17 protein-coding genes are annotated in these 23,168 nt (G+C 43.6%); 7 read left to right on the plus strand and 10 right to left on the minus strand.

All coding sequences use genetic code 11. The features are described from left to right. The first annotated feature begins 4 nt into the window (after window positions 1-4). Window positions 5-4,033 (plus strand): pectate lyase-like adhesive domain-containing protein, encoded by a 4,029-nt coding sequence (locus A5867_RS07360; protein ID WP_087627266.1) that lies wholly within the window; start codon window positions 5-7, stop codon window positions 4,031-4,033. A gap of 247 nt (window positions 4,034-4,280) precedes the next feature. Further along, window positions 4,281-4,988, plus strand: a complete 708-nt coding sequence (locus A5867_RS07365; RefSeq protein WP_087627267.1) for a demethylmenaquinone methyltransferase — start codon at window positions 4,281-4,283, stop codon at window positions 4,986-4,988. A 105-nt stretch (window positions 4,989-5,093) separates the two neighbouring features. On the opposite strand, the gene A5867_RS07370 is transcribed toward A5867_RS07365, so the two are convergent. From A5867_RS07370 to A5867_RS07390, 5 genes are all read right to left on the minus strand, one after another. Continuing rightward, window positions 5,094-6,899, minus strand: a complete 1,806-nt coding sequence (locus tag A5867_RS07370; protein WP_087627268.1) for an ABC transporter permease — start codon at window positions 6,897-6,899, stop codon at window positions 5,094-5,096. Window positions 6,900-6,912: 13 nt separating this feature from the next. Next, window positions 6,913-7,665, minus strand: a complete 753-nt coding sequence (locus tag A5867_RS07375) for an ABC transporter ATP-binding protein (protein ID WP_005225671.1) — start codon at window positions 7,663-7,665, stop codon at window positions 6,913-6,915. 7 nt (window positions 7,666-7,672) lie between these two features. Next, window positions 7,673-8,035, minus strand: coding sequence for a YxeA family protein (locus tag A5867_RS07380; protein WP_010747916.1), 363 nt, complete (start codon window positions 8,033-8,035; stop codon window positions 7,673-7,675). A gap of 167 nt (window positions 8,036-8,202) precedes the next feature. Next, window positions 8,203-8,553, minus strand: a complete 351-nt coding sequence (locus tag A5867_RS07385; protein WP_005225673.1) for a hypothetical protein — start codon at window positions 8,551-8,553, stop codon at window positions 8,203-8,205. Next, the gene (locus tag A5867_RS07390; protein WP_087627269.1) at window positions 8,550-9,851 is read right to left on the minus strand and encodes a DUF1576 domain-containing protein; all 1,302 of its coding nucleotides are present in this window, start codon (window positions 9,849-9,851) and stop codon (window positions 8,550-8,552) included. The genes A5867_RS07385 and A5867_RS07390 overlap by 4 nt, the downstream gene beginning before the upstream one ends. 377 nt (window positions 9,852-10,228) lie before the next feature. Here A5867_RS07390 and A5867_RS07395 point away from each other — a divergent pair, with 377 nt between their 5' ends. Then, complete coding sequence (locus A5867_RS07395; protein WP_087627270.1) at window positions 10,229-12,022, plus strand: oligopeptide ABC transporter substrate-binding protein; 1,794 nt, start codon at window positions 10,229-10,231, stop codon at window positions 12,020-12,022. On the opposite strand, the gene A5867_RS17800 is transcribed toward A5867_RS07395, so the two are convergent. Both A5867_RS17800 and A5867_RS07400 read right to left on the minus strand, forming a co-directional pair. Beyond that, the gene (locus tag A5867_RS17800; protein ID WP_140397104.1) at window positions 12,019-12,291 is read right to left on the minus strand and encodes a hypothetical protein; all 273 of its coding nucleotides are present in this window, start codon (window positions 12,289-12,291) and stop codon (window positions 12,019-12,021) included. The genes A5867_RS07395 and A5867_RS17800 overlap by 4 nt on opposite strands. Next, a complete protein-coding gene (locus A5867_RS07400; RefSeq protein ID WP_087627271.1) occupies window positions 12,281-13,144 on the minus strand; it encodes an Rgg/GadR/MutR family transcriptional regulator in 864 nt (287 codons plus the stop codon). Before A5867_RS07400 ends, A5867_RS17800 begins: the two co-directional genes overlap by 11 nt. A 1,063-nt stretch (window positions 13,145-14,207) precedes the next feature. Between A5867_RS07400 and A5867_RS07415 the strand changes: the two genes are divergently transcribed. From A5867_RS07415 to A5867_RS07425, 3 genes are all read left to right on the plus strand, one after another. Continuing rightward, window positions 14,208-15,050: a PRD domain-containing protein gene (locus A5867_RS07415; RefSeq protein WP_008378663.1), complete on the plus strand. Its 843-nt coding sequence runs from the start codon at window positions 14,208-14,210 to the stop codon at window positions 15,048-15,050. Between the two features lie 169 nt (window positions 15,051-15,219). After that, window positions 15,220-17,121 carry a beta-glucoside-specific PTS transporter subunit IIABC gene (locus A5867_RS07420; RefSeq protein ID WP_087627272.1) on the plus strand — a complete coding sequence of 634 codons (1,902 nt, stop codon included), beginning with the start codon at window positions 15,220-15,222 and terminating at the stop codon, window positions 17,119-17,121. A 91-nt stretch (window positions 17,122-17,212) separates the two neighbouring features. Continuing rightward, a complete protein-coding gene (locus tag A5867_RS07425; RefSeq protein ID WP_015509445.1) occupies window positions 17,213-18,682 on the plus strand; it encodes a glycoside hydrolase family 1 protein in 1,470 nt (489 codons plus the stop codon). Between the two features lie 50 nt (window positions 18,683-18,732). Here A5867_RS07425 and A5867_RS07430 read toward each other — a convergent pair whose 3' ends face one another. From A5867_RS07430 to A5867_RS07440, 3 genes are all read right to left on the minus strand, one after another. Next, window positions 18,733-18,918 carry a hypothetical protein gene (locus tag A5867_RS07430; protein WP_016613442.1) on the minus strand — a complete coding sequence of 62 codons (186 nt, stop codon included), beginning with the start codon at window positions 18,916-18,918 and terminating at the stop codon, window positions 18,733-18,735. 346 nt (window positions 18,919-19,264) lie between these two features. After that, window positions 19,265-19,522 carry a hypothetical protein gene (locus A5867_RS07435; RefSeq protein WP_005235163.1) on the minus strand — a complete coding sequence of 86 codons (258 nt, stop codon included), beginning with the start codon at window positions 19,520-19,522 and terminating at the stop codon, window positions 19,265-19,267. A gap of 108 nt (window positions 19,523-19,630) precedes the next feature. Beyond that, on the minus strand, window positions 19,631-20,806 hold the full coding sequence (locus tag A5867_RS07440; protein WP_249270029.1) for a helix-turn-helix domain-containing protein: 1,176 nt from the start codon (window positions 20,804-20,806) through the stop codon (window positions 19,631-19,633). 160 nt (window positions 20,807-20,966) lie between these two features. Here A5867_RS07440 and A5867_RS07445 point away from each other — a divergent pair, with 160 nt between their 5' ends. Next, the gene (locus A5867_RS07445; RefSeq protein WP_087627274.1) at window positions 20,967-23,168 is read left to right on the plus strand and encodes a glycoside hydrolase family 3 N-terminal domain-containing protein; all 2,202 of its coding nucleotides are present in this window, start codon (window positions 20,967-20,969) and stop codon (window positions 23,166-23,168) included.

Below are 23,168 nucleotides of genomic sequence, written 5' to 3' on the forward strand. Positions count from 1 at the left end.
CTAGATGAAATCATTTACTGTTCTGGCGACTGTCTCGAAAATCAAACTGGCTGCCGCTGCATTAGGGGGCTTTATCGTTATTTCTGTCTTGTATGCGGTCTTTGCTATCCATGGTGGCAATTCTTATGAAGTGTCCGGTCACTTTGACCCAGAAACAGGACAATATGTAGTGACGATCGAATCGGAACAAGCTGCGGGCGAGACGCTTTTCTTGATGGCGAATCATGAAGCGCTGGTGTCATTAGAAATGTTTGAAATGCTTGAGCTGGAAGAAGCGACCTTGCATCCAGCTGAACAAGAGGGTGTTTATGGTGTGGAAATCGAAGTGGCGCCTACGGAAGAAACGTTGTCCTTGGCATTACCAGTCTCTTTAGGAGAAGAAGACGCCATCGAATTTGTTCTAAAGCGGGGAAACCGGACGCTGCAAAAAATCGCTCCGCCTTCTCTCGAGGAACGACAAGCCTTGCGATTGGAAGCTGACAAGGCTGTAGAAGACATTCAGCAGCAGGAAACCAATGAGTCAGCGGCAGTCGAACTGCTTTCAGAACGGGCGACGCAAGGAGAGCGTGCCGAAGTTTCGGACTATCAAGAGCTTCGGGCTGCTTTTAGTGATTCATCGATCTCTGAAATCGTGTTTCTCGCTGACATTACCGCTGATTATACGGATGAGGCCAACAATCGTTTAACAGCGTTGGATCGGTCGGTGTCCATCGATGGGAATGGCTTTACCTTAACCACACCGAAGCGTTTCAACACGAACGGGACACCAAACTATAGCACGAATCCTACTGGACGTTTCTTTGAACTGACGACTACCCATGATCATCAGCCAGCGGTCTTTGAGTTGAAAAATATGACGATCGATTTTCAGGGAAACAATCTAGGATTAAACGCGTTGATCTATCAACAATCGTTGGCAGCCTCAGCTTTTTGGACGGTCAAAATAGAAAATATCGAGGCAAAAAGTGGTGTGCTAGAGGGAAGTACGGGCAATAATTTCCTTTATTTGCAACAAGGAAATCTCGAGATTCGCGGAACGTTCCATTGGGTGGCTCACAGGAACCCAGCCGCGGGCAACAGTTCAGATACTGGCAGCTTTAATGTCAAAAGTGTCTTGATCACAGATGAGGCGGATGTCAAGATCTCAAATACGCAGCCGATTTTTCGGCTCCGACCAGACAACAATAATATCTCAACCTCGTTTCGGGTCAATAAGGGTTCCAAAGTAGATCTCTATAGTGTCCAGTGGCAAGCAATTTGGGCAAATCTCGAAGGACGTACTAACGAGGTGATTTTTGAAGTCGATGGAGAAGGCACGGTCTTAAATGCCTCATCACAAATGGACTTAGCGGGAGCAAACGGCGCAATCATTTCCTTGATTGGACAACGGGATGAAACGCAAAATAAGTTTTCTCGTACGATTATTTCTGGTGGTGCGGTCGTAAACTCCTATTCTAGAGCGCCTGCTCCCACGAGTGGTGTACCGAGAGGAACCACTGCTTTTGTCAATCAAATTTCAAAAGCGGGATCGACCACCAAACTCGGCGGCAATGTGACGGTAACTGGGGAAGGGTCGCAGTTTAATATGTTTGGCGAAGGTCAACATCATGAGTATGGTTCAGTTATGCGGTTTCGCTTAGTAGGGGAACAGACCTTTGTGCTTGCCGACCAAGGGAGAATGAATATCATCAAATACCACGGAAATGCGGCTGCAGTGCGGATGTACGGGCGGAACAACGAATTCTATGTGGAGTCAGCCGGTCAGTTGAATATCTTTAACCATGCAGGCACCAGGACTGCGGCAGATGATGGCATCTATATTGATGAAACAGGTTTTGCCGTATTTGATCAGTACAATGATGAAGAACGAGAATTTGATCCGTCAGCCGATTCTACCATTACTGCCAGTAATGGCTCAGATACGGCTGGTCGGCAAGGCATTCAATTTCCTCTTGATGGCAGTGGAACCTCGGTCTTTCATGCACAAGGTGAAAACAGTCGAATCCACATCTATGCACATCGTGGTCCTGCTGTTTGGATGCAAGGCGGAGAAGCCGAGTTCTTAGCTGGAAAAGACGCGACCTTTCGAATGGAAGGTCGGACCCTAGGCGCAAATAACGGAATAATCAGTTCGGCCGCAAGAAGCAATTTTGTGATTGATGAACCACTTTTTTATGATTTTCGAAACAATCGACCCAATGGCGGACAAGCGTTCTCAAATACAAATCGCAACAGTACCTTTACGTCTAATCGTGTTGGACTAGCGGTTTGGGAAAAACGCAACGGAGTGAATCTAGATGGTGATCCGGACAATTTCTGGAATCCATTGAGCTATCAACTAGGCAATGTCAATTTTGCACAAATCGTTAGTCCGCAGCCGGGAGAGCCTTTTTCAAATGAGTTCAACAGTACGACTTTTAGGGGCGGGAATGCCTACACGCGATTTTCTGCCAATAATTATCCGCCAATGATCCAGCACTTAGTGACCCCGACCAATGCCGACAAAACCTTTTATGCCAAAGCGGTCGTTCCGTATGAATACACGGGGGCGATTCGCGATGCTTGGGATGATGAGGTCTGGGTGGAAGTTGCTTTGAAGGACGAAGCAGGCAACCAGCTTGAAACGCAATGGCTTTCCTCCAAATCAACTGTCGATGTTTTTGGTGAGGTGCATAATGGTGTGATCGCATGGACGCGGGACGACTTTTTCAAGACAGGTCAACGTTTTGAAGTGCTGCGTGCCCACCGAGGATTAGACCCAACGATGGAGGATGTTGACGATTCGATTTTCATTCATGCAACAGAAGAGAGTATTGCCGCTTTGCCTGATGCGGTTGTCGTGGATGTACGACCACCGACTGGTCTGCAAGTGGTAGAGGATCAGGTCTTTAATGAACGGACGACAACAGTTTCGGGGATCATGGATTTTCATTCTCCGCAAGACGACCAGCCAAAAGAGCGCGTCGCCATTTATGCGAGTACCGCGCAAGGATTGATCCGTGATGCTTCAGGTGACCCATATGTCATTACGCTTGATGCCGAACAAGGCAACTCCGTGCCATGGCAGTATCAATTACCACGTCGCCTTGATCCTGAAGAGGATGTGTATATCGAATTTTATGCGAAAGATTTTGCCAATGATCGTTACGACGATTTCGTAGGAACGTTACCAGATACGACCACGACGGAACCCAATGGTCAGTTGGGGAGCACGAATCCGTCCGCCAGCGATTATGAGGACTATTTAGGGTATCGTGATGCCATTGGCGATGAACGTTTCCCACCAGCGCTCTCCTTTGAAGTCACCAGTATTCGACCTTCTGACCCATCGATTACGTTGCGAGTACCGCAAAGCTTTGATCGAGATGAAGAAGGCAATCCCATTATCACCGTCGGCAATCAATTGATCTTGCGGACGATCGTAGAAAGCAACGATGCACGAAATTCTGGGAAAGACGATATTGAAAATGCTGTCGTGACGCTAGATATCTCGCCGAATTTATTGACGTTCTTAAATGTCGATGCGCTCGTGTATCAAGACAATGTCGCCTCGGCTACTCTTTCTGGCGATCGTATCACGATCCACTTAGAACGCCCGATCGCACCTGGAGATCGCATAGAATGGAACTTGACTGCTCGGGTGGATGAACAATCAGCTGCTGGGAACGGTCTGACCCCAGTAACGATCAACGGTAGAGTTTCGGGGAATCAGCCAGAGACGGAAAACATCCTGGTAGGGGAAGACAGTCTCACGCTGCAGACAGGTACACGCGCGGTCACTGGTGAGTTGATCAACCTTGCTGTTCATAACAATCAGCTGCAGATTTTTTATTCCAATCTTAGTACCTTTGACGTCTATATGGATGGCACCTTTTATCGAACATACAACGTGCAGCAAAGACCCGTCACGGATTCTGTCACCCTTGATATTCCTGTCCATGACATCCGCAATTTGATTTCTGTGCGCTACAAAGATGAAAATGGCGCAGACCGTGTTTCTTATTGGAACAATATCTGGGACTTCATCGATTAAACGTGAATAACCTGTTTTAAAAGCTAGAAGAACAGTCTTTCACTGCTGGATCCGCTTATTGCTGACCGAATTGCCTTGGTCAACAACGTGGGGATCTATGTAGGAAAGGCTGTTTTTGGTGGGGAAATGACTGAAGGAAAAGGAGAAAGCAGGGTTTTTGTTCCGCAAGTTTTTTCGTGCTAGACTAAAAAGCAGAAGCACGTGAAGCAACAGCAAAACGAAGGGAACAAAGAAAGGACGTGCCGCAATGGCAACAACAGCCAAAGAAACCAAAGTACATGATGTATTTGAATCGATCGCTTCCCGTTATGATCGAATGAACGGTATTATCTCCTTTCAGCTGCACAAACGGTGGCGCAAGGACACCATGAAACGAATGGCAGTACCAATGGGTGCGGAGATATTAGATTTATGCTGCGGTACCGGGGATTGGGCGTTTGCGTTGAATGAAGCGGTCGGTCCGACGGGGCAAGTGACTGGCGTTGATTTTAGCGAAGAGATGTTAACGGTTGCCAAAGAAAAGGCCCAGAAAAAGCAACAAACGCAGATCCAGTGGCAGACTGGCAATGCGATGGCATTAAGCTTTCCAGACGAGCACTTTGATTATGTGACGATCGGGTTCGGGTTGAGAAATGTCGCAGATCGCCAACAAGTCTTGGCAGAGATCCATCGGGTGCTGCGCCCAAGCGGGAAACTCGTTTGTCTCGAAACATCACAGCCCACACTGATCGGCTGGCGGCAACTGTTTACTTTTTATTTTCACCATGTCATGCCGTTATTTGGCAAACTGTTCGCCAAAAGCTATCAAGAGTATTCCTGGCTGCAGGAGTCCGCACGTGATTTTCCTGACAAGGAGGCATTGAAACGAGAATTTCAGGCAGCTGGCTTTGATGTGTCGCAAGTCAAAAGCTATGCAGGAGGTGCGGCGGCGATGCATCTAGGGGTCAAACCCTAAGATTGCCTTCCCTTTGTCCGAGAAAAAACAAGAAAAATGAAAGAGACCATCATGCCCTTCATGGCTTGATGGTCTCTTTGCGTTGAGCAATTCAGAGTGTGATTGTTATTTTTTCTTTGGGTTTAAAACAATGTTGGTGTATAACCCAATGGTCACCACGTAATAAATGGCGTAGAGGGCGATAAAGATGCCAAAAGGTAGCCATAGGTCATGGTACGGATCGATCATCAAGGTGGTGAACATTTTTAGACCGAACAAGACATGGATCATTCCTAAGATACCAGGAACTAGGAAGAGCACGCCGATCTCTTTGCGGATCGAGCTTTTCAGTAAACGCGTGCGGGTACCGATTTTTTTCAACATCGTGTAACGTTGAATGTCGCTGTTTGCCCCTGAAAGAATTTTGAACATCAGGCAGCTAGCTAACATCGTCAAGAAGGCGATACCCAGGAAGAAGCCCATAAATTCAAAACCAGAGAAAATCCCGTTATAGCTGTCGTAGGCGAAGACCCGTTGTGAGAAATTCATATCGGCGGTTTCTGAAGAATTTGCGTCTTGATTTGCTTGCGCCAAATCACGCAGACCATCGTAGCTTGCTTGAAAGTCTTTGACTTGTACCATTCGCAAGCTAGTTTCCGGCGCATTGACCGCACCAAAAGCGGTTTGATCCACGACTTGGATCTCCTTACCTCGTTGTTCTGGTAAGAGGTAGCTACGCAATTGGTCTTGGGCGGTCACATCAGAAGCTAATTGATCGCCAGTCAGCTTGTTGTAAGTGACATCGACACTCAACTGATCCATACTGGAGCTGAGCAAGTTGTTTTCGTTGAATTGTTCCTTCACGTAATAAATGGTGTCATCTGTTTCTTTCATGCTGTAGGTCACATCAAGGGTCGGGTTTAACGCGTTGACTTGTTCGTCAGAGGCGTTTTGGGCATTGTTCAAATACAAGTCATAAGGGGCAACAGTTTTTGCTAAGATAGGGATCTCGTTTTTAAAGCCAAGACCAACCGTCAAGGCACCTAATGCTAAAGCAAAAAGCATCGCCACCATTGAAAGCATCTGGGTATACTCACGAATCCGAAAGCTTAATTGCGACAAGGTGAAATTGTTTAACTTTTTCAATGCGATCGTATCGTTCTTCTTTAATAGGGATAAAAGAGCGATGATCACCGAACGAAAGACTAGGTATGTGCCAAGAACGATGGTGACTAGGGCGATGCCGATCCCGATCAATTGGAATTTCATCAAGTCGCTCATCATATAATAACCGACTGCTAAAGAACAAATTCCTAAGACCGTTTGCAAGAAGAGCAAGAATGGTCGTTGTTTGACTTGTGCCGGCGTGCTTGTTTCTCGTAATAATGCTAAAATCGATTTTTTGGCAATTGCCCGTGCATTGAAGATGGCAGCAATCAAAAAGAGAATCGAGAAGAAGACGACGGTTACGATCAATGCCTCTGGACTAAATGCTGCATAATGGGTGATCTGCAAGTTTAATTGATTGACTAGCAAAGTATTGACACCACTAGCTAAGCCGATCCCTAAGATAGAGCCGACGGCGGTGGCAACGATACCTACCATAAAGGTTTCGATAAAAATCATTTGGGCGATCTTTCGTCCTTTGGCTCCTAACATCATAAACATGGCATAATCCTTTTGGCGCATCGCCATCAAGAAAGAATTGGCGTATAAGATGTAGGCAAAGGTAATGATCCCTAAGAGGACCGAGCCAAAACGAAAGACGAAGACCACCATACTGATGATCGAGTTGCTTTTTAAAAAGGCTTCATTGCTCGCCATTGATTCGAACATATAAAAGATGGCTGAAGCCATGACTAAACCAGAAAAGAGGACGATATAATCCTTCAACCGAGCTTTGATCCCGGTAAGTGATAGTTTCCAAAGCATGTGTTCTTCCTCCTTATTGTTCCAAGTTTCCTAGAATGACAAGGATCTGGCGGTAAAATGCTTCGCGGCTTTGATCCTCACGTTTGACTTCTTGATGGATCTTTCCGTCCTTGATAAACAAAATACGTTGGCAATAGCTGGCAGAAAGGGGATCATGAGTGACCAATAAAATCGATACTTGGTCATTGGTATTCAAGTCGTCCATCATATTCAATAAATCTTTCGCACTTTTTGAATCCAAGGCACCTGTCGGTTCATCCGCAAAAAGGATCGTTGGTTCCGTGATCAAGGCTCGAGCGGCTGCCACCCGTTGCTTTTGTCCACCAGAGATCGCTGCTGGATATTTGTCGAGAATATGTGTGATGGACAAGCGTTCTGCGACTCGTTTGATCCGTTGTTGGATGATCTTTGGTTTGACCCCTTGTAATGATAGGGGAACGGCGATGTTTTCTGAAGCCGTTAAGTTTTCTAATAGATTGAAGTCTTGGAAAATAAAGCCGATTTCACGGCTGCGGAAATCTGCCAAGGCATCGCCTTTTAGTTTGGTGATATCACTATTGTTGATGCGAATGGCACCTTTTGTCGGATGATCCAAAGTTGAAAGAATGTTTAGTAGGGTGGATTTCCCTGAACCAGAAGCCCCCATGATCCCAATGAATTCGCCTTTTTCAATATCAAAGCTGATGCCTTTTAAGGCTTCGGTTTGTTTTTCGTTGGCTTTTCCGTATACTTTGGTCAGTTCATTTGCTTGAATAATTTTTTCCATCGTTGCGTTACGCTCCTTTTAATTGGGTTAATGCTTTGGCTGGGATGTCTTTTTCTTTGACTTCTTCATAGCCAGTTACCCCTTTTTTTTCGTTCCAAGTAAGCTTCAAATAGGCTTCTTTGCGCAATGGTCGTTCTTGGAAACCATTGAAATCAAGGGTTTTGCTTTTGCCGTTCTCATCATACCCTGGCAATTCGTAATGGTATTGCGTATAGACATTCCCATTGTCATCCTTAGAAGTCGTCTTTTCACCATCTGTGGTGATTTGGACATAGTAGCTGTCTCCGCCCATGATGACGGTTTGTGCGACCTGCAATGCGCCGAACCCTATGAGGAGGAGCGCTGCAAGTCCAATCAGAAGTTTTTTCATCTATCGGTCACCTCGTTTTTTATTATGATGAAAGTATAACGCTGGTTTTCTGAAAAGTAGTGTGAAAAATCTATCAATAAACTTTCATTTTTGTCACGACAAACGAACAAAAAACGTTTCTAAAGGGTGAAGGTCACCGCTTAGAAACGTTTTTTGCGTAGGGCTTTTCAATTGTATTTTTTGCGAAATAGTTCAACGATTAGTTGGCCCTCGTCATACATAATGGCGGCTTCGTCGATCATTAATCCTAATAGATAGTAATCTTTTTCTTCATGGATCGTTTGATGACCGCCTAACAGCTCCACATAATAATTTTCTAACGTGCTATCTCTTGGTGTGTTGAGCATGTCGATAAAATGTTCTAAATCAGAGGGCTGCTCTGGAAATTGACCTTGCACAACTGCTTTAAACCCCTCTGCTTCAAAGGCCATTTCACTTATTATCTTTTGACAGTCATGGGACAAAAAGTAGGTGACCACTTCATCGACGATTCGCCGTGCCCGTTCTTTTTCAATCATTTTCTTCTCCGCCTTCTGATTTGCTGGTATTCATCTAACAATGGTACCATTGCTGCCGCGACAAATCCACTGGAAAAGCCATTATTGTATAAGTTCAATCCTCCATGTAAATAGGTGATATTTGTGACCAAGGCTGCATGGACCACCCCAGCGATTACGCCAGCAACTGGACCATAATACCCACTGATGGGGGCTAGACTGGTGCCGAAGATCGCTGTCAGCAATAAACTGAAGGTCGAGACATCAGAGGTCAAACCGACCTTGGTTGCTAAAACCACCCCAATCATGACAGGCAAACTATTTCTCCAGTGATTCCCGAATGCACTGAAACCAATTACGGTCAGTATTGCGCCTAAAAGGGGACCAGATAGTTCGCCTTGTAAGAAGAAGACAAAGAGCAGCATCAACATCCCCATCATCGCCATGTTCATCATCGTGACCCCAAGGGAAAAAATCGTGACATAGTCCGTCATTAGTTTCCCTGACGTTTGAAAAAGCTCAGGCAAGCCTTTGAGGGATCGCTGATTTAGAAGATACCCGATAAGAAACATGGCAAGACAAAGAAGAAGCAAGAACGCAGTCAGGTAATAGTGATACTCCGTCGTCAACTGTTTGTTTGAATAGACTTCTAAGTCGAACAGGCGTAAAAAACTCGTGAAAAACATAGTGATGATGCCAGCAGCAAACCCGATATTATACAAAGAAAAACCTTGGTGGAATTGTAAAAATTGAGCTGCTAGAGGAGGGAGCGCCAAACCGATCAATAGACCGATGCCATAACCAAAAGCGATCCCGACGGGTAAAGGCAACCCTAAACCGAATGCTAAGTAACTGATCACCGGCGAGGCGGCACTACCAAATAAGGCAACCAGTGAATATTGTGTAGCGGGGCGTTGCTGTATGTAAGAGTATAAATAGACACCCAGTGGAATGGGAATCGAGTTAAAGATGTTTTTTCCAAAAAAAGAAAAGCCAGATATGGTAAAAAAAGCAGCGATCATTGGTCCACTAATAATCGTTCCTTGCTTTTTCGCGAGGAGGATACTGATCAATGTCAATAAGCCACTGTTTAAAAAGGCGCTTCCAAGATTGCCGATCGCAAAATAATCAGAAATCAAATTGCTGGGGGCATTTAAGATTGCCAGCGAGCCTTGCCACAAAGCTTGAGGAGGGGAAGCAAACAAGCCAATGAGGATCAAGACGATGCTATACGCCAAAAGCAAGCGCTGGGTTAAGAGCTGTGAGATAGGTGCAAAGGGTTTCGATTTTGTTTGTAAGAAAACTCGTTTATCTGCCATAGTTTCATTGAACGCTCCTTTTTTTCATAGTATCACACCTTTTAGCGACAAAAAAGTATTTTTTGACAGTTTTAAGTAGCGGGAGAACAAGGTAAATGAGAACAAAAAAAGGGAGAAAAAGAAAAATTTAAGAAAATGCGAATAAAAATAACGGCGATGTATCAAGGAGAATCGCCCTTTTTTCAATAATTTCATCAATCGGTGAAATTATTGACAGAAAGAATTTTACGAAAATTGTTATAATTTAGTTAATCTCGTTCAGATTTTCTAATAAAAAAGCCATTTTAAGATAAAAAAAACTGTTTGCTTGGTTTTTTTATTCGAAGATCGAGTGGTCACTGAATCACGAGGAAGGGATTTAAATAAGGAGGAAGAGTATGAAGAAAACGAAGTTTGGCATGATTACTTTATTGGCAGCGCTTGTTTTAGGGGCTTGCGGACAAAGTAACGGAGGTGGAACAGGTTCGACAGATACACAAGAATCATCAACTGAGGCAGCTGGATTTGATATCAATGATTTGCAGCTTGCAGTTGAAAATAACGATGAAGTGATCGATGGGGGCGTCTTAGATGTTGCGGTAGTAACAGATACGCAATTCCAAGGGTTGTTTCAATGGGAGTTTTATCGGGATGCTTATGACCGTGACTTCATGTTGCCAAGCCATGAATATTTGTTCCTACAAGATGAAGATTTTCGAGTTGTAAATGGTGGACCAGCTGATTTAGAATTAGATGTCGATAACAACAAAGCAACGATCACTTTGCGTGAGGATTTGAAATGGTCTGACGGGGTTGATGTAACGGCTGAAGACGTAATCTTCTCTTATGAAGTCATCGGACATCAAGACTATGATGGCGTTCGTTACAACAATGATTTTACGAATATCGTTGGTATGGAAGAATACCACAGCGGCGATGCCGATACGATCTCAGGGATCACAGCAGTCAGCGACAAAGTCGTTGAAATCGAGTTTAAAGAAATGCATCCAGGTATGCAGCAATCCGGTGGAGCGATCTGGCATTCTGCACTAGCGAAACATGCCTTTGAAGGCATTGAAGTAGCAGATATGCCTTCAAGTGATCCCGTTCGAACCAATCCAATCGGTTTTGGCCCATACAAAATGAGTAATATCGTACCAGGTGAAACGGTGGAATATGTACCGAATGAATATTACTATGGCGATACACCGACCTTAGAAAAAATCGTGATGCGTAACGTCCCTTCTGCTTCAATCAATGAAGCATTAAATGCGAAGCAATACGATTTAGTCTTAAAAATGCCAACAGATACCTTTGATACGTATCAAAACATGGATGGCTACCAAATGTTAGGTCGTCCAGAACAATCTTACACGTATCTTGGCTTTAGTTTAGGTTCATGGAATGATGAAACAAATAGTGTTGATTTTGATCCAAATGCAAAAATGGCGAACAAAGCATTACGTCAAGCAATGGGCTACGCCATCGACAATGATGCGATCGGTGAGCGTTTCTACCACGGCTTGCGTTCAAATGCTTCGACATTGATCCCACCTGTTTATGGTACGTTGCACAACAGTGATGCCGAAGGATACCATTTAGATATGGAGAAAGCAAATCAACTTCTAGATGACGCTGGCTTCATCGATGTGGATGGCGATGGCTTCCGGGAAGATCCAGATGGCAATAAATTGACCATCAACTTTGCGTCAATGTCTGGTGGGGAAGTTGCCCAACCATTGGCGGATTACTATGTTCAACAATGGCAAGAAATCGGTTTAGATGTTCAATATTCAACAGGTCGTTTGATCGATTTCCAAGCCTTCTACGACAAGCTGAAAAACGATGATCCAGATATCGATGTCTTCCAAGCTGCTTGGTCTACTGGTTCAGATCCATCACCAACCAGCTTATGGGGACCAAATTCAGCATTTAACTACACTCGTTTCGAGGCAGATGAAAATACTGAATTGTTAGCTGCGATCGATTCAATCGATTCCTTTGATGAAGCAACACGGAAAGCTGCTTTTGATGCATGGCAAGAATATGCGATTGAAGAAGCTTTTGCGATCCCAACGTTGTATCGAAATCAAATCTTACCAATCTCTGATCGTGTCGCAAACTTTACCTGGGCATTTGACGCCGATCATAACCCATGGGCAACCATCGGTGTGACTTCAGAATCTCGTTAATCGGTTAGTAAATTACACAAATGAATCGGCAGCAGCATGCTCGTTGCTTTTGCCAAACAAAACCAGTTAGGTCTAAAACCTAACTGGTTTTTTTCTTGATCCATGCAGACAGAAGAAGCAAGTCGCATGTTGACCCCTTCATTTCGAGCGGTTGTTTCGTGGGCAGGATAGAATGACGTTGACGAAAAAGCTGAGATCCGTTGGAAGACCAGCTTTTTTTGATAGATAACATTACATAAATGACCTTTTAATAAGCGGCTAGATCGCACGATTGGTAACAGCAGCAAGCAACTGTTGGAGATCGTCTTTATGGTTCTGGTAACCCGCTTGTTCAATAACGACTAAGGTGTTTTTTAGAATTTCTTTGTTCAACTGAGCGGATTGCAAATACGAGTATATTTCCTGATACAGCACTTGATGGATTTTCAAATAAAAATAGAGGGGTGTATTGGGTAGCGGTTCAGACAAGAGCAGAAACTTGTTAAGCAGATAGGCATCTTTATTTTCGCTGGCAAAGGCACAGCCGTTTAGGATCACGACACTTAACAGATTTGCATAAAATGGATCATTGGCGTAGCGAAGGATTTTTTTGATCCCGTGATCTAAGTAATAACTGATTGTTTCTTGGTCAAAAATAAATAACAAATTTGAGAATAAATTTAACTCAAAGCGCCCCCAGGTTTCGATATCAAACAAGTATTGCTTTACCAGTTCCACTTCTTGGGTGTAAGCTCCTTGATTCATCAGAAATGCTTCACGGTTGAGCAGCAGCAATCCTTGGACATACAAAGAATAATAGAAAAAATTTTGTGTCTCAAAGTAGCGTTTTTCCAGGCTAGTCAAGTAGTCGAGAGTCAGTGTTCGCTCATAGTAACGGGTATAGAAATCTTGCACCAGCTGACGTTTCTGATCCGTGGCTTCGCTGTCGATCAACAGACTGAACTCATGAACCGTAATATTCATTTTGTCTAAGTAGTCAAACAGGGTTTGTGAAGAGAGGTTTGTTTTACGATTTTCGAATGAAGAAAGGGTGGTACGTGAGGAAATACCTTCGGCAAGCTTGGCTTGCGAGATTTTGCGATCTGTGCGCAGTTTTTTGATTAAAGAGCCTTGCTGTTTCATGGGGGACCTCCTTAATTGTGACGCATTTCTGAACAATGTGATTTTAATAACATGTTATCAAATATAATAAGGTATAGCAAATAATAAAGGAGGTAGTTTTTCATGGAATTTGAACCATTCGGCCCTTGGGAAATCAACCCATTTAAAAACTAGTACTGCCTTTTCTGCGAAACCTTATCGTTGACCTTTCAATGATAAGTCTTGTGACTGTTTCCTTTATGATAGGAACAGCATTTTCCTCGCTCTCTGCGGTTTTTATCGCAGGATCGAGCAACATCTTGAAGAATCGAAAGGTTATTTGATTGCTTCCCCCTCTCAAAGACACCTTTTCGTTTGTGGAAGTCATGAAGCGCATGAATCGCTAAAAGCGGTCAGTCACATTGAATGTCTGTCATGCACCAGACCTTCCCCAATTCTTTGATTCTTTGTGATTGATCGTTTTTTGTAAAGCATCATCCTTCTAGCTATGACCGTAATGTACGAAGATTACGGTTTTTTTGTGTTGTGCTGTTGGATAAAAAATGCCCAAGCTGTTACAGAGGATTTATACAGAAAAACCCCTCACTATTAGTAAAAAATCCACTTCAAATAAGAGTGAAACGAAGCCGAAAACGAAAAAAGAAAAACGTTTGCAAAAAAAGTGTTGACATTTTTTCTCAGAATGAGTACTATTATCTCAACGGAACACGAGAGTGTTCTCATTACTGGATTCGTTACTGTTCGGCAGGCAAGACCAGAGGAAAAAAGTGCATTGATTACCCAAGGTTTCTTGGGTTGTACACTTTTTTGCTTTGGTCTTCTTTTTTTGCTCCATTATTTCTATTCGCTAAAAAAAGAACCGGTTCCAAGGTAAGGTCCAGTCATTGATCATCAAATGAGGGGAGAAGTAAAACGCAATGAAGTGCCAGCTAGGTTTGACGATATCCTACAGTACTGCCTGGAGCAGACATTCACCTCGTCACTTAATGGCAAGTCAGAGAAAGAAAAAAATACAAGACCTTCTGCATAGACGTCAAACGATGCAAAGCTGTGTATGCGCTATGCTGATCAAGGAGGATCGTTCGTGAAGATTATCAAGAGGATCAACAACAATGTTGTACTTTCAAAAGAAGATGAAGTTGAAGTGATCCTAATGGGAAAAGGGATCGGCTTTCAAACGAAACCGGGTGACCTGATTCCGGCTGAGCGAATCGAAAAAAAATACTACCCAGAAGATGACTTGACAGTGGAACATATGTCGAAAGTCATGACGAAGGCTGACGAGAAACAAATGGCCGTCATTTATGAAATCGTGCGTCTTTTTCGGGAAAGTGTTGGAACCGATTTCAATCCAAACGTTTATTTCACACTGATGGATCATATCTTGTTTGCCATCAGTCGTCAAAAGCAAGAAATTGTTTTGACCAATCCCATGCATTGGGAAATCAAGAAAATTTATGCCAAGGAATATGCGGTCAGTGTCCAAGCGGTCGAGTTGATCCGCAAAGAGCTGTATCCCGATTTTTCGCAAGAAGAAGCTGCGTTTATCACTTTGCATTTCGTCAATGCGCAAATTGAAAAAAGCGCCAATCAAAGTGCCTATGAGCACACCGAGTTGACCAACAATATTTTACGGATCGTTAAGTATAGTATGAACATCGAGTACGATGAGAATTCTTCCTACTTCCAACGGTTTGTGACCCACATTCGCTATTATTTAATTCGACAAAGTCAAGAAAAAGAAGAGCCAGTATTGGCTAATCCGATGATTGCCTTGGCTTTCAGCAGCTATCCGAAAGAAAAAGAAACCGCAGATTCGATCAAAGAATACTTATTTGAACAAAAGGGCTGGCATGTCAACGATATGGAATTGATGTATTTGATTCTGCATATCGGTAACTTAGCCGCTCACTCAAAATTAACCTAAGAATGGAAATGGATTCGTTACAGTTCGGCTGGCAAGACCTGCACTTTCTTACAATACTCGTTGAGGAGACCCGTCTCGTTTTTTATGGGTGATACTCCTGCTTGTTTATTGTAGAAATGGCCGGTCTTTTTATTTTTATTAAATGATCTATTAAAAAGGAGAAATCAAAATGGCAAAATATACTGAATTAGCACAAGACATTTTGGCCCACGTTGGCGGCAAAGAAAATGTCTCTTCTGTAAAACACTGTGTGACTCGCTTACGTTTCCACTTAAAAGACGAAAGCAAAGCAGACACAGATTATTTGCAAAAACGTGACGGTGTCGTGACCGTTGTCAAAGCAGGCGGACAATACCAAGTGGTTATCGGTAATCATGTGCCAGATGTTTACGATGAAGTGCTGAAAGTCGGCGGATTAGCCGATGGCAGCAGTCTTGATATCGACGAAGGCGACGAAAAGAAAGGCAGTTTGTTTGACCGCTTTATCGATGTCATCTCAAGCTTGTTTCAACCGTTCTTAGGTCCATTAGCGGCAGCCGGTATTTTAAAAGGGATCACGGCGCTACTTGCAGCAACTGGGATGGAAGCGACCAATGGAATCTATGTAGTAATGAATACCCTAGGCGATGGTTTGTTCCAATACTTACCTATGATCTTAGCCGTAACTGCTGCAAAGAAATTCAAGATGAATACCTATACAGCATTAGCGATTGCAGGTGCGATGGTCTATCCTGGTTTAGCAGAAAGCGTTGCTGAAGCGAGCAAAGTCTTTGGTCTAACCTTGACCTTACCAGCAGGTGGCTACTTTAATAGCGTACTGCCGATTATTTTAGCGATTTTTGTCGCTTCGAAAATTGAACAGTTTATGCGCAAAGTTACACCTGATGTAGTCAAAATGTTTGTGGTTCCTTTTGTAACGATTTTGATCACTGTGCCGTTGACCTTCTTTGTGGTAGGTCCAGTCGCAAATACAGCATCTAGCTGGATCGGTATTGCTTTCCAAGCGGTTTATGATTTCAGCCCAATCATTTATGGATTTGCTTTAGGGGCATTATGGCAAGTATTGGTAATGTTTGGTCTTCACTGGGGTCTTGTGCCATTGGCGATCATGGATATGGCGCAAAACGGCTCTTCGATTATTTTGACCGCCGCAGTGCTACCATGTTTCACGCAAACGGGTGTGCTAGCAGCGATTTGGTTGAAAACGAAAGAACCAAAAGTCAAACAAGGCGCAATGCCAGCATTGATCTCATCGATCTTCGGTGTGACTGAACCTGCGATCTACGGTTATACTTTGCCAATGAAAACACCATTTATCGTTTCTTGTTTAGTTTCAGGTTTCGTTGGTATCTACTTGTCAATCTTTAACGTTACTGGTTACGCAATGGGCGGTATGGGTATCTTCTTGTACCCTGCATATATCGATCCAGCAACAGGCAGCTTCCATAGCGTGATCCACTTAGCCATCGGTACAGTGATTGCGATCGTAGCGTCATTTATCATCATGATGTTATTGAAAGTACCAACTTTGTATACAACTGTTGATTCACCAGTCGACGGTCAAGCAACACCAGCAGCGCCAGCGCCAGAAGCGAAAACCGTTTCTGCCAGCGTCAAAGATGAAACAGTCAAAAGCCCAGTAACTGGTCAAGTGGTTGCTTTAGCAGATGTGGAAGACAAAGTCTTTTCTTCAGGTGCTATGGGAAAAGGGATCGCCGTTGAACCAGCGATCGGTGAAATCATTGCACCAGCAGATGCAGAAGTCAAAATCTTGTTTCCAACAAAACATGCCATCGGCTTAGTCACTGAGGATGGGACAGAATTATTGATCCACATCGGCATGAATACGGTGGAACTTGAAGGCAATCACTTTACTGCCTACATCAACCAAGGAGACAAAGTCAAAGCCGGTCAAAAATTGATCTCTTTTGATACTGAAGCGATTCGTGCGGAAGGCTATTCCTTGCTGACACCAGTCATCGTCACAAACTCTAACGACTACAGTGACATCCAAACGACACAGTCAAAAGAAGTAACAGCGAACGACAATTTGATCGAAGTCGTAAAATAAATGCGTTTATCGGCACGTCGTAGGATCAGTAAGAATGCTTTCTTACTGATCCGCTGTGTCGATCAATAAAGAAAAAGAAAGTAGGCTAATCATGACAGAAAAACAATTTCCAAAAGGCTTTTTATGGGGCGGCGCCACTGCAGCCAACCAATTTGAAGGAGCATGGAACGAAGGCGGACGTGGCCCAGCGACATCCGATACGGCGATCGCTGTCAAACCAGAAGACCGTAAAAACATGGCAGAATTTGCTGCACCAATGACTCGGGAAAAAGTCTTGTTTGCCTTAAATGACAAAGAAGGCTTGTATCCAAAACGTTGGGGATCAGATTTCTACCATCGTTACAAAGAAGATATCGCCTTGTACGCAGAGATGGGCTTTAAAACGTTCCGTCTGTCCATCGCTTGGTCAAGAATTTTTCCAAATGGTGACGATGCTCAGCCAAATGAAGAGGGCTTGCAATTTTATGACAATGTGTTTGATGAGTGTGCGAAATACGGGATCGAACCCTTAGTGACCCTCTCTCACTACGAAACACCTATCGGGATCGCGTTGAACTATGGCGGCTGGAAAAATCGCCAAGTGATCGATTTGTTCGTCAAATACGCAGAAACTGTGTTGACCCGCTACAAAGACAAAGTCAAATACTGGTTGACCTTCAATGAAATCAATATCATGGGGATCTCTGGCTATGTTGGTGGTGCCTTGTTATCCGAAGACGGCACGCAAAACCTTTCTGACATGTATCAAGCCGTGCATCATCAATTTGTGGCTTCTAGTTTAGCAACAAAATTTGCCCACGAAATCAATCCTGACATTAAAGTAGGGATGATGTTGGCACGAATGCAAGCTTACCCAGCTACACCAAATCCAGCAGATGTGATGGAAGAAATCAAGCGTGACCACGAGAATCTCTTCTTCTCTGATGTCCAAGTTCGTGGGAAGTATCCCGCATATACGAAGCGCTTCTTTAAAGAAAACGGCATCGAAGTGACCTTCGAAGACGGCGATTTAGACATTCTTGCGCAATACCCTGTCGACTTCATGTCCTTTTCTTACTACATGAGTTCTATTGCTCGCCACAATCCTGAAGAAGGCGGCGAAGCAACGGCCGGCAACTTTTCTTTAGGCGAATCAAACCCATACTTGGAAGCCTCTGACTGGGGGTGGCAAATCGATCCAATCGGCTTGCGTGTGACTTTGAATAACTTGTACGACCGCTACCAAGTACCGTTGTTTATCGTTGAAAACGGCTTAGGTGCCTTGGATACGGTGGAAGAGGATGGTTCGATCCATGACAGCTATCGAATCGATTATTTGAAGGCGCATATCGAACAAATGTATGAAGCGATCGAAGATGGTGTGGAATTGATGGGCTATACGCCTTGGGGTTGTACCGACTTAGTTTCGGCTTCAACGTCAGAAATGTCGAAACGCTACGGCTTTGTCTATGTAGACGCGGATGATGAAGGAAACGGTAGCTTTGACCGTTCCCGTAAAGATAGTTTTTACTGGTACAAAGAAGTCATTGCTACCAATGGCGGTAGTTTGTTACAGGATTAAAAAATAAACCAAAGCGGCTCTCAAAAAAGAGAGCCGCTTTTTTGTTGTGCTCAGTAAAAAAAGAAGAGAAAGGGGGTTAGCAGCTGCCATGCTAGAAAGATCAATGAAACAGTCAACGCCCATTTTTTCATTTTGGGCTTAGGCACAACGGCTTCGGGCATCAAATAGACAAGAGAGAATACTGTAAGAAAAAACAACAGGGTCAGTGGTTGGACGACAAAGGTCAGCCAGTTCATAGGGCAAGCTCCTTTTATGAGGATTGATGATTTGTTCTTTCGTGTTATTATTTTGCAAATTCATTATATATTTAGTTCGTTAAAAAGGCAAGGAGCTCATGTAATAACGATTGTGTGCAGGAAGGGGGGAGAAAAACGAGTGGCACATCCTTGTATTTTGATTCGAATCTTTCTAGAGTAACACAGTAAGCTTGAGGTTAGAATCAGAACTAGCAATAAAAAAGCCCCTTTTCAGGGGAGGGGAGTTCTTTAAAAAGATAGGAAGAAACCCGTGTATTTGATGAAGCTATTGGTCCCTAGTTACTGGGGACCTGACTAATTTACGTGGAAAACCCGCCACTGTCATTCACCGTTTTCTGATCCTCAAGTAGAAAATAAAACAAAGAAGACTAGCCGAAATCAAGAAACCCATAAAATAGAAAGTTAGCTGCATGTCAGGCATCGTATAGGAATACTCTAAAATCTTACAAACAAAGATCACTAAAGAAACCGTGATGGATAAGGAAACCCATGTGAAACGCGGCAATCGTTTCGTTACGATGATCAATCCTAACGAAAAAAAGATGACTGGTACCCAAAAGATCAAGCGAGCAAGTTGGATCATTTTATCTCTCCTCATTCAATTTGATTTGAGTAAAAGGATAGCTTACAACGCTTGTTATTAAAAATGATAGCCATTGCTTATGAGTATTTTTTTTCGAAGCGTGTGTTTTCAACTTAAAGCATGGGCGTAATGCTGCTCTTTAAATTCTTTTGGTGTTTGCCCCGTCACTGCTTTGAAATTGCGGATAAAATGGCTCTGATTGGCAAAGGCTAATTGGGTGCTGATTTTTTCGTAGGAATAGTCTGTGAACAACAATAAATGCTTGGCTTCACTGATTTTTCGTTCCTGAATGTAACTGTGGATCGTTTTGTTCATTTCTTTTTTGAATTGATTGCACAGATGGGTCTTGTGTTTTTGAGTGATGGCTGCGAGATCATCAATGGTCACTTTTTCATAGAGATGGCTGTCGACATAATTAACGATCGTCTTGACCAACAGCGATTTTTGCGCCAGCGGATAGCTATGCAGAAGCTCCATAAAGCGGTAGGTGGCTTCTTTGATATAGCGGAGGCACTCCTCGGCAGAATGAATATAAACCAGACCTTGGATCAAGGAATCAGATAAGCCGAATGCTTGGTTGACTGGTACTCCTTCATCAATGCTCATGCGGGTCACGACAGCGACAAAGGCCGAAAACTTTAGTTTTAAGCCTTCAAGTTCATGAGGGGAAAGGGAAACACTGTAGGTCTCTTTCATTTTGTTAAATACCCAAACTACTTTTTCCGGCTCGTTTCGTTTGATGTAGTCAAGATAGCGCAATTCAAAATGATAGGAATCAAAGGTAGCTTCATGCACACGGCGTTCATAAAGATTGGTTTCCAAGCTAAGATCTGTTTGCATGGATCGGTCGTGGGATTCAGTTTGGTAATGCCAATGGATTTGGTCTTTTGCCAACGGCTGCTCCGCAAACAGCGTATAAAGCAGCTGGATGTATTCTTCAAAGGAGTATTTGTCTTCTTTGGAATAGTGCACATTGTAGTGGTATTCATGTTCAAGAAACAGGTAAGACCTATCTGGTGTACCAATCACACCACAGGGGCCGATGACCATATAACAGGTTTTTCCAGCTAACTGAAATGCAAAGCAACCAAGCATATATTTGCCGAAATGATAGAGATTTGCAACTGGGCCGTTCGTTTCTTCCAAATAGTGTTTCAGAGGATTCTGGGCTGTTAAGGTGAGTGGGGGATACAAAGGAGTTCCTTCTTGATCCAAGAGGATCATCGGGATCAAATATTTTCGATACAGCAGATCCATGGCGGTCGTCAGTGTTGTTTTGTTCATAAGACACCTCAAAGTCCAAACATTGTTTTTTCTTTTAGTATAACGTAAATTTTTTCGCATTCAATAAATATTTTATTATAAACAATATTTTTTTAGTATATCTAAGGAAGGATTCCTTTTATAATTCAGATAAATAAAACGGTTACATGAAGGGGCAAACATGGATAGTAAAAAATTGAAAGAATTGTTTCAGCAATTGACGCCAGAAGAAAAAATCGCTCAGACGATTCAATTGAATGGCAGTTTAGTCATTGAAAATGAGGTGATGTCTACGGGACCGATGCAAGATCTTGGACTTCCCAAATCGTTGAAGATTCATGAGATTGGTTCAATCTATAATGTCAATGATCATCAAAAATTGATTCAGTTACAAAGGGAAACGTTGGCACACAGCCGACTTAAGATTCCCATGCTGTTTATGTCTGATGTCATCTACGGGTTTCGGACGATTTTTCCGATCCCCCTTGCGCAAGCAGGTTCTTATGATTTTGACCTGATCGAGCAAGCCGCTGAGATGACCGCCAAAGAATGTTACCAAAATGGCCTTCATGTGATCTTTTCACCCATGCTGGATCTTGTTCGCGATCCTCGCTGGGGGCGGGTGATGGAGTCGCCAGGAGAAGATGTTTATACTGCCAAACGTTTTGCTAAAAGCGTCGTGACCGGTTACCAAGGCAATCTTGATAAAGGAGTGGCAGACAATCACGTTGCTGCTTGCATCAAACATTTTGCTGGTTATGGTGCACCCGAAGCAGGCAGAGAATACAATACGGTCGATATGTCGAATCAGCGCTTATTCAATGAATATTTGCAACCCTATCAAGCGGCGATCGAAGCCCAAGCACTGCTAGTGATGACGGCCTTCAACCTATTGAATGGTGAACCTGCAACGGGTAGCCGCTGGCTGAACCGAGAGATTTTGCGCGAACGATTCGGTTTTGATGGGGTATTGGTCTCCGATCATGCGGCCATCAAAGAATTGGTCCCTCATGGCTTTGCCAAAGATGAACGGGAGGCCGCTCAGAAAGGTTTGGAAGCGGGCGTTGATTTTGATATGATGACATCGGTCTATGCGACGCACTTGCCAGAACTGATCAAACAACCCGAATTAGCAGCTTTGTTGGATGAAGCAGTCTGGCGAATTCTCGTATTAAAAAATCAATTAGGTTTGTTTGAGGAACCCTATCGAGGGTTGAAAACGCAACAGACTGGAGAGGTTTTGTCGGAGGAAGCCAAAGAGCTAGCCGTTAAGTTAGTGGAAAAAAGCTGCGTGCTTTTAAAAAATGAGGGCAGCTTACCTTTGAAAAAAGACCAAACCGTCGCTGTGATCGGTCCTTATGGAGAAAGCCGGTTGACATTAGGCTTTTGGGCGTCAGTTAGCGGCAAGCCACAAGATACGATTCCTTTAAAAACTGGTTTGCTGAAGCACTTCGCACCTGAAAACCTGATCTTTGCTCGTGGATACAATTTATTCGATTCGTATGAGCAATTTGGTCCTTTAAAAGTCGGAATCGAACAGCTGAATGGACCGATTGAACCAGAAGACCAGCTGCTTTTAGAAGCCGTCAAAGCGGCTGAGGCTGCAGAGGTCATCGTCTTGACTTTTGGGGAACAATTTTTGGAAAGCGGCGAAGGGGCATCAAAAGCTCATTTGCAGCTGCCATTGAAACAAATGCGTTTGATCCAAGCGTTGAAAAAAACTGGAAAGCCTTTAATTGGCGTGCTTTACACTGGCAGACCGTTAGTCTTAACACAAGTGGAAGCATTATTTGATAGTCTGTTGCTCGTTTGGTATCCAGGAACGATGGGCGGGATCGGGATCGCCAATCTGTTGAGTGGGCAGGCTTCTCCGACGGCAAAACTGGCGATGACCTTTCCTCGTGGTGAAGGACAGATCCCAATATACAGTGCCCAGATGCCAACAGGCAGACCTTTGACAGATAGTGAGCATTCTGATCGCTTTTTGTCAAAATACCGCGATGAATCAAATGAACCCTTATTCGCATTCGGAACAGGTCTTAGTTACAGTACGTTTACTGGAGAATGGCTTGGTAGTGAAGTATCTAGCGAGACGATCCAATTGGCTTATCGAGTGAAAAACCAATCAGCAACAGCTGCAAAAACCGTCATTCAACTTTATCTCATGCAGCGCCCAGCGGCAATGGTTCGTCCAAGTCGCCAATTAATTGCGAGTGACCTCATCTCATTCGCGCCCCAGGAAGAAAAAGAGCGAAGACTATCATTGCCGTTGTCAGAACTTGTTTACTATGACAATCAAGGGACCAAACATTTTACCAAAGGTACTTATCGATTCTTAATACGGATCGATCAAAAAGAAACGATGCTTAGTGTAACGATTTAA

The organism is Enterococcus sp. 6D12_DIV0197 (genome assembly GCF_002174385.1).
Taxonomy (GTDB): Bacteria; Bacillota; Bacilli; order Lactobacillales; family Enterococcaceae; genus Enterococcus_D; species Enterococcus_D casseliflavus.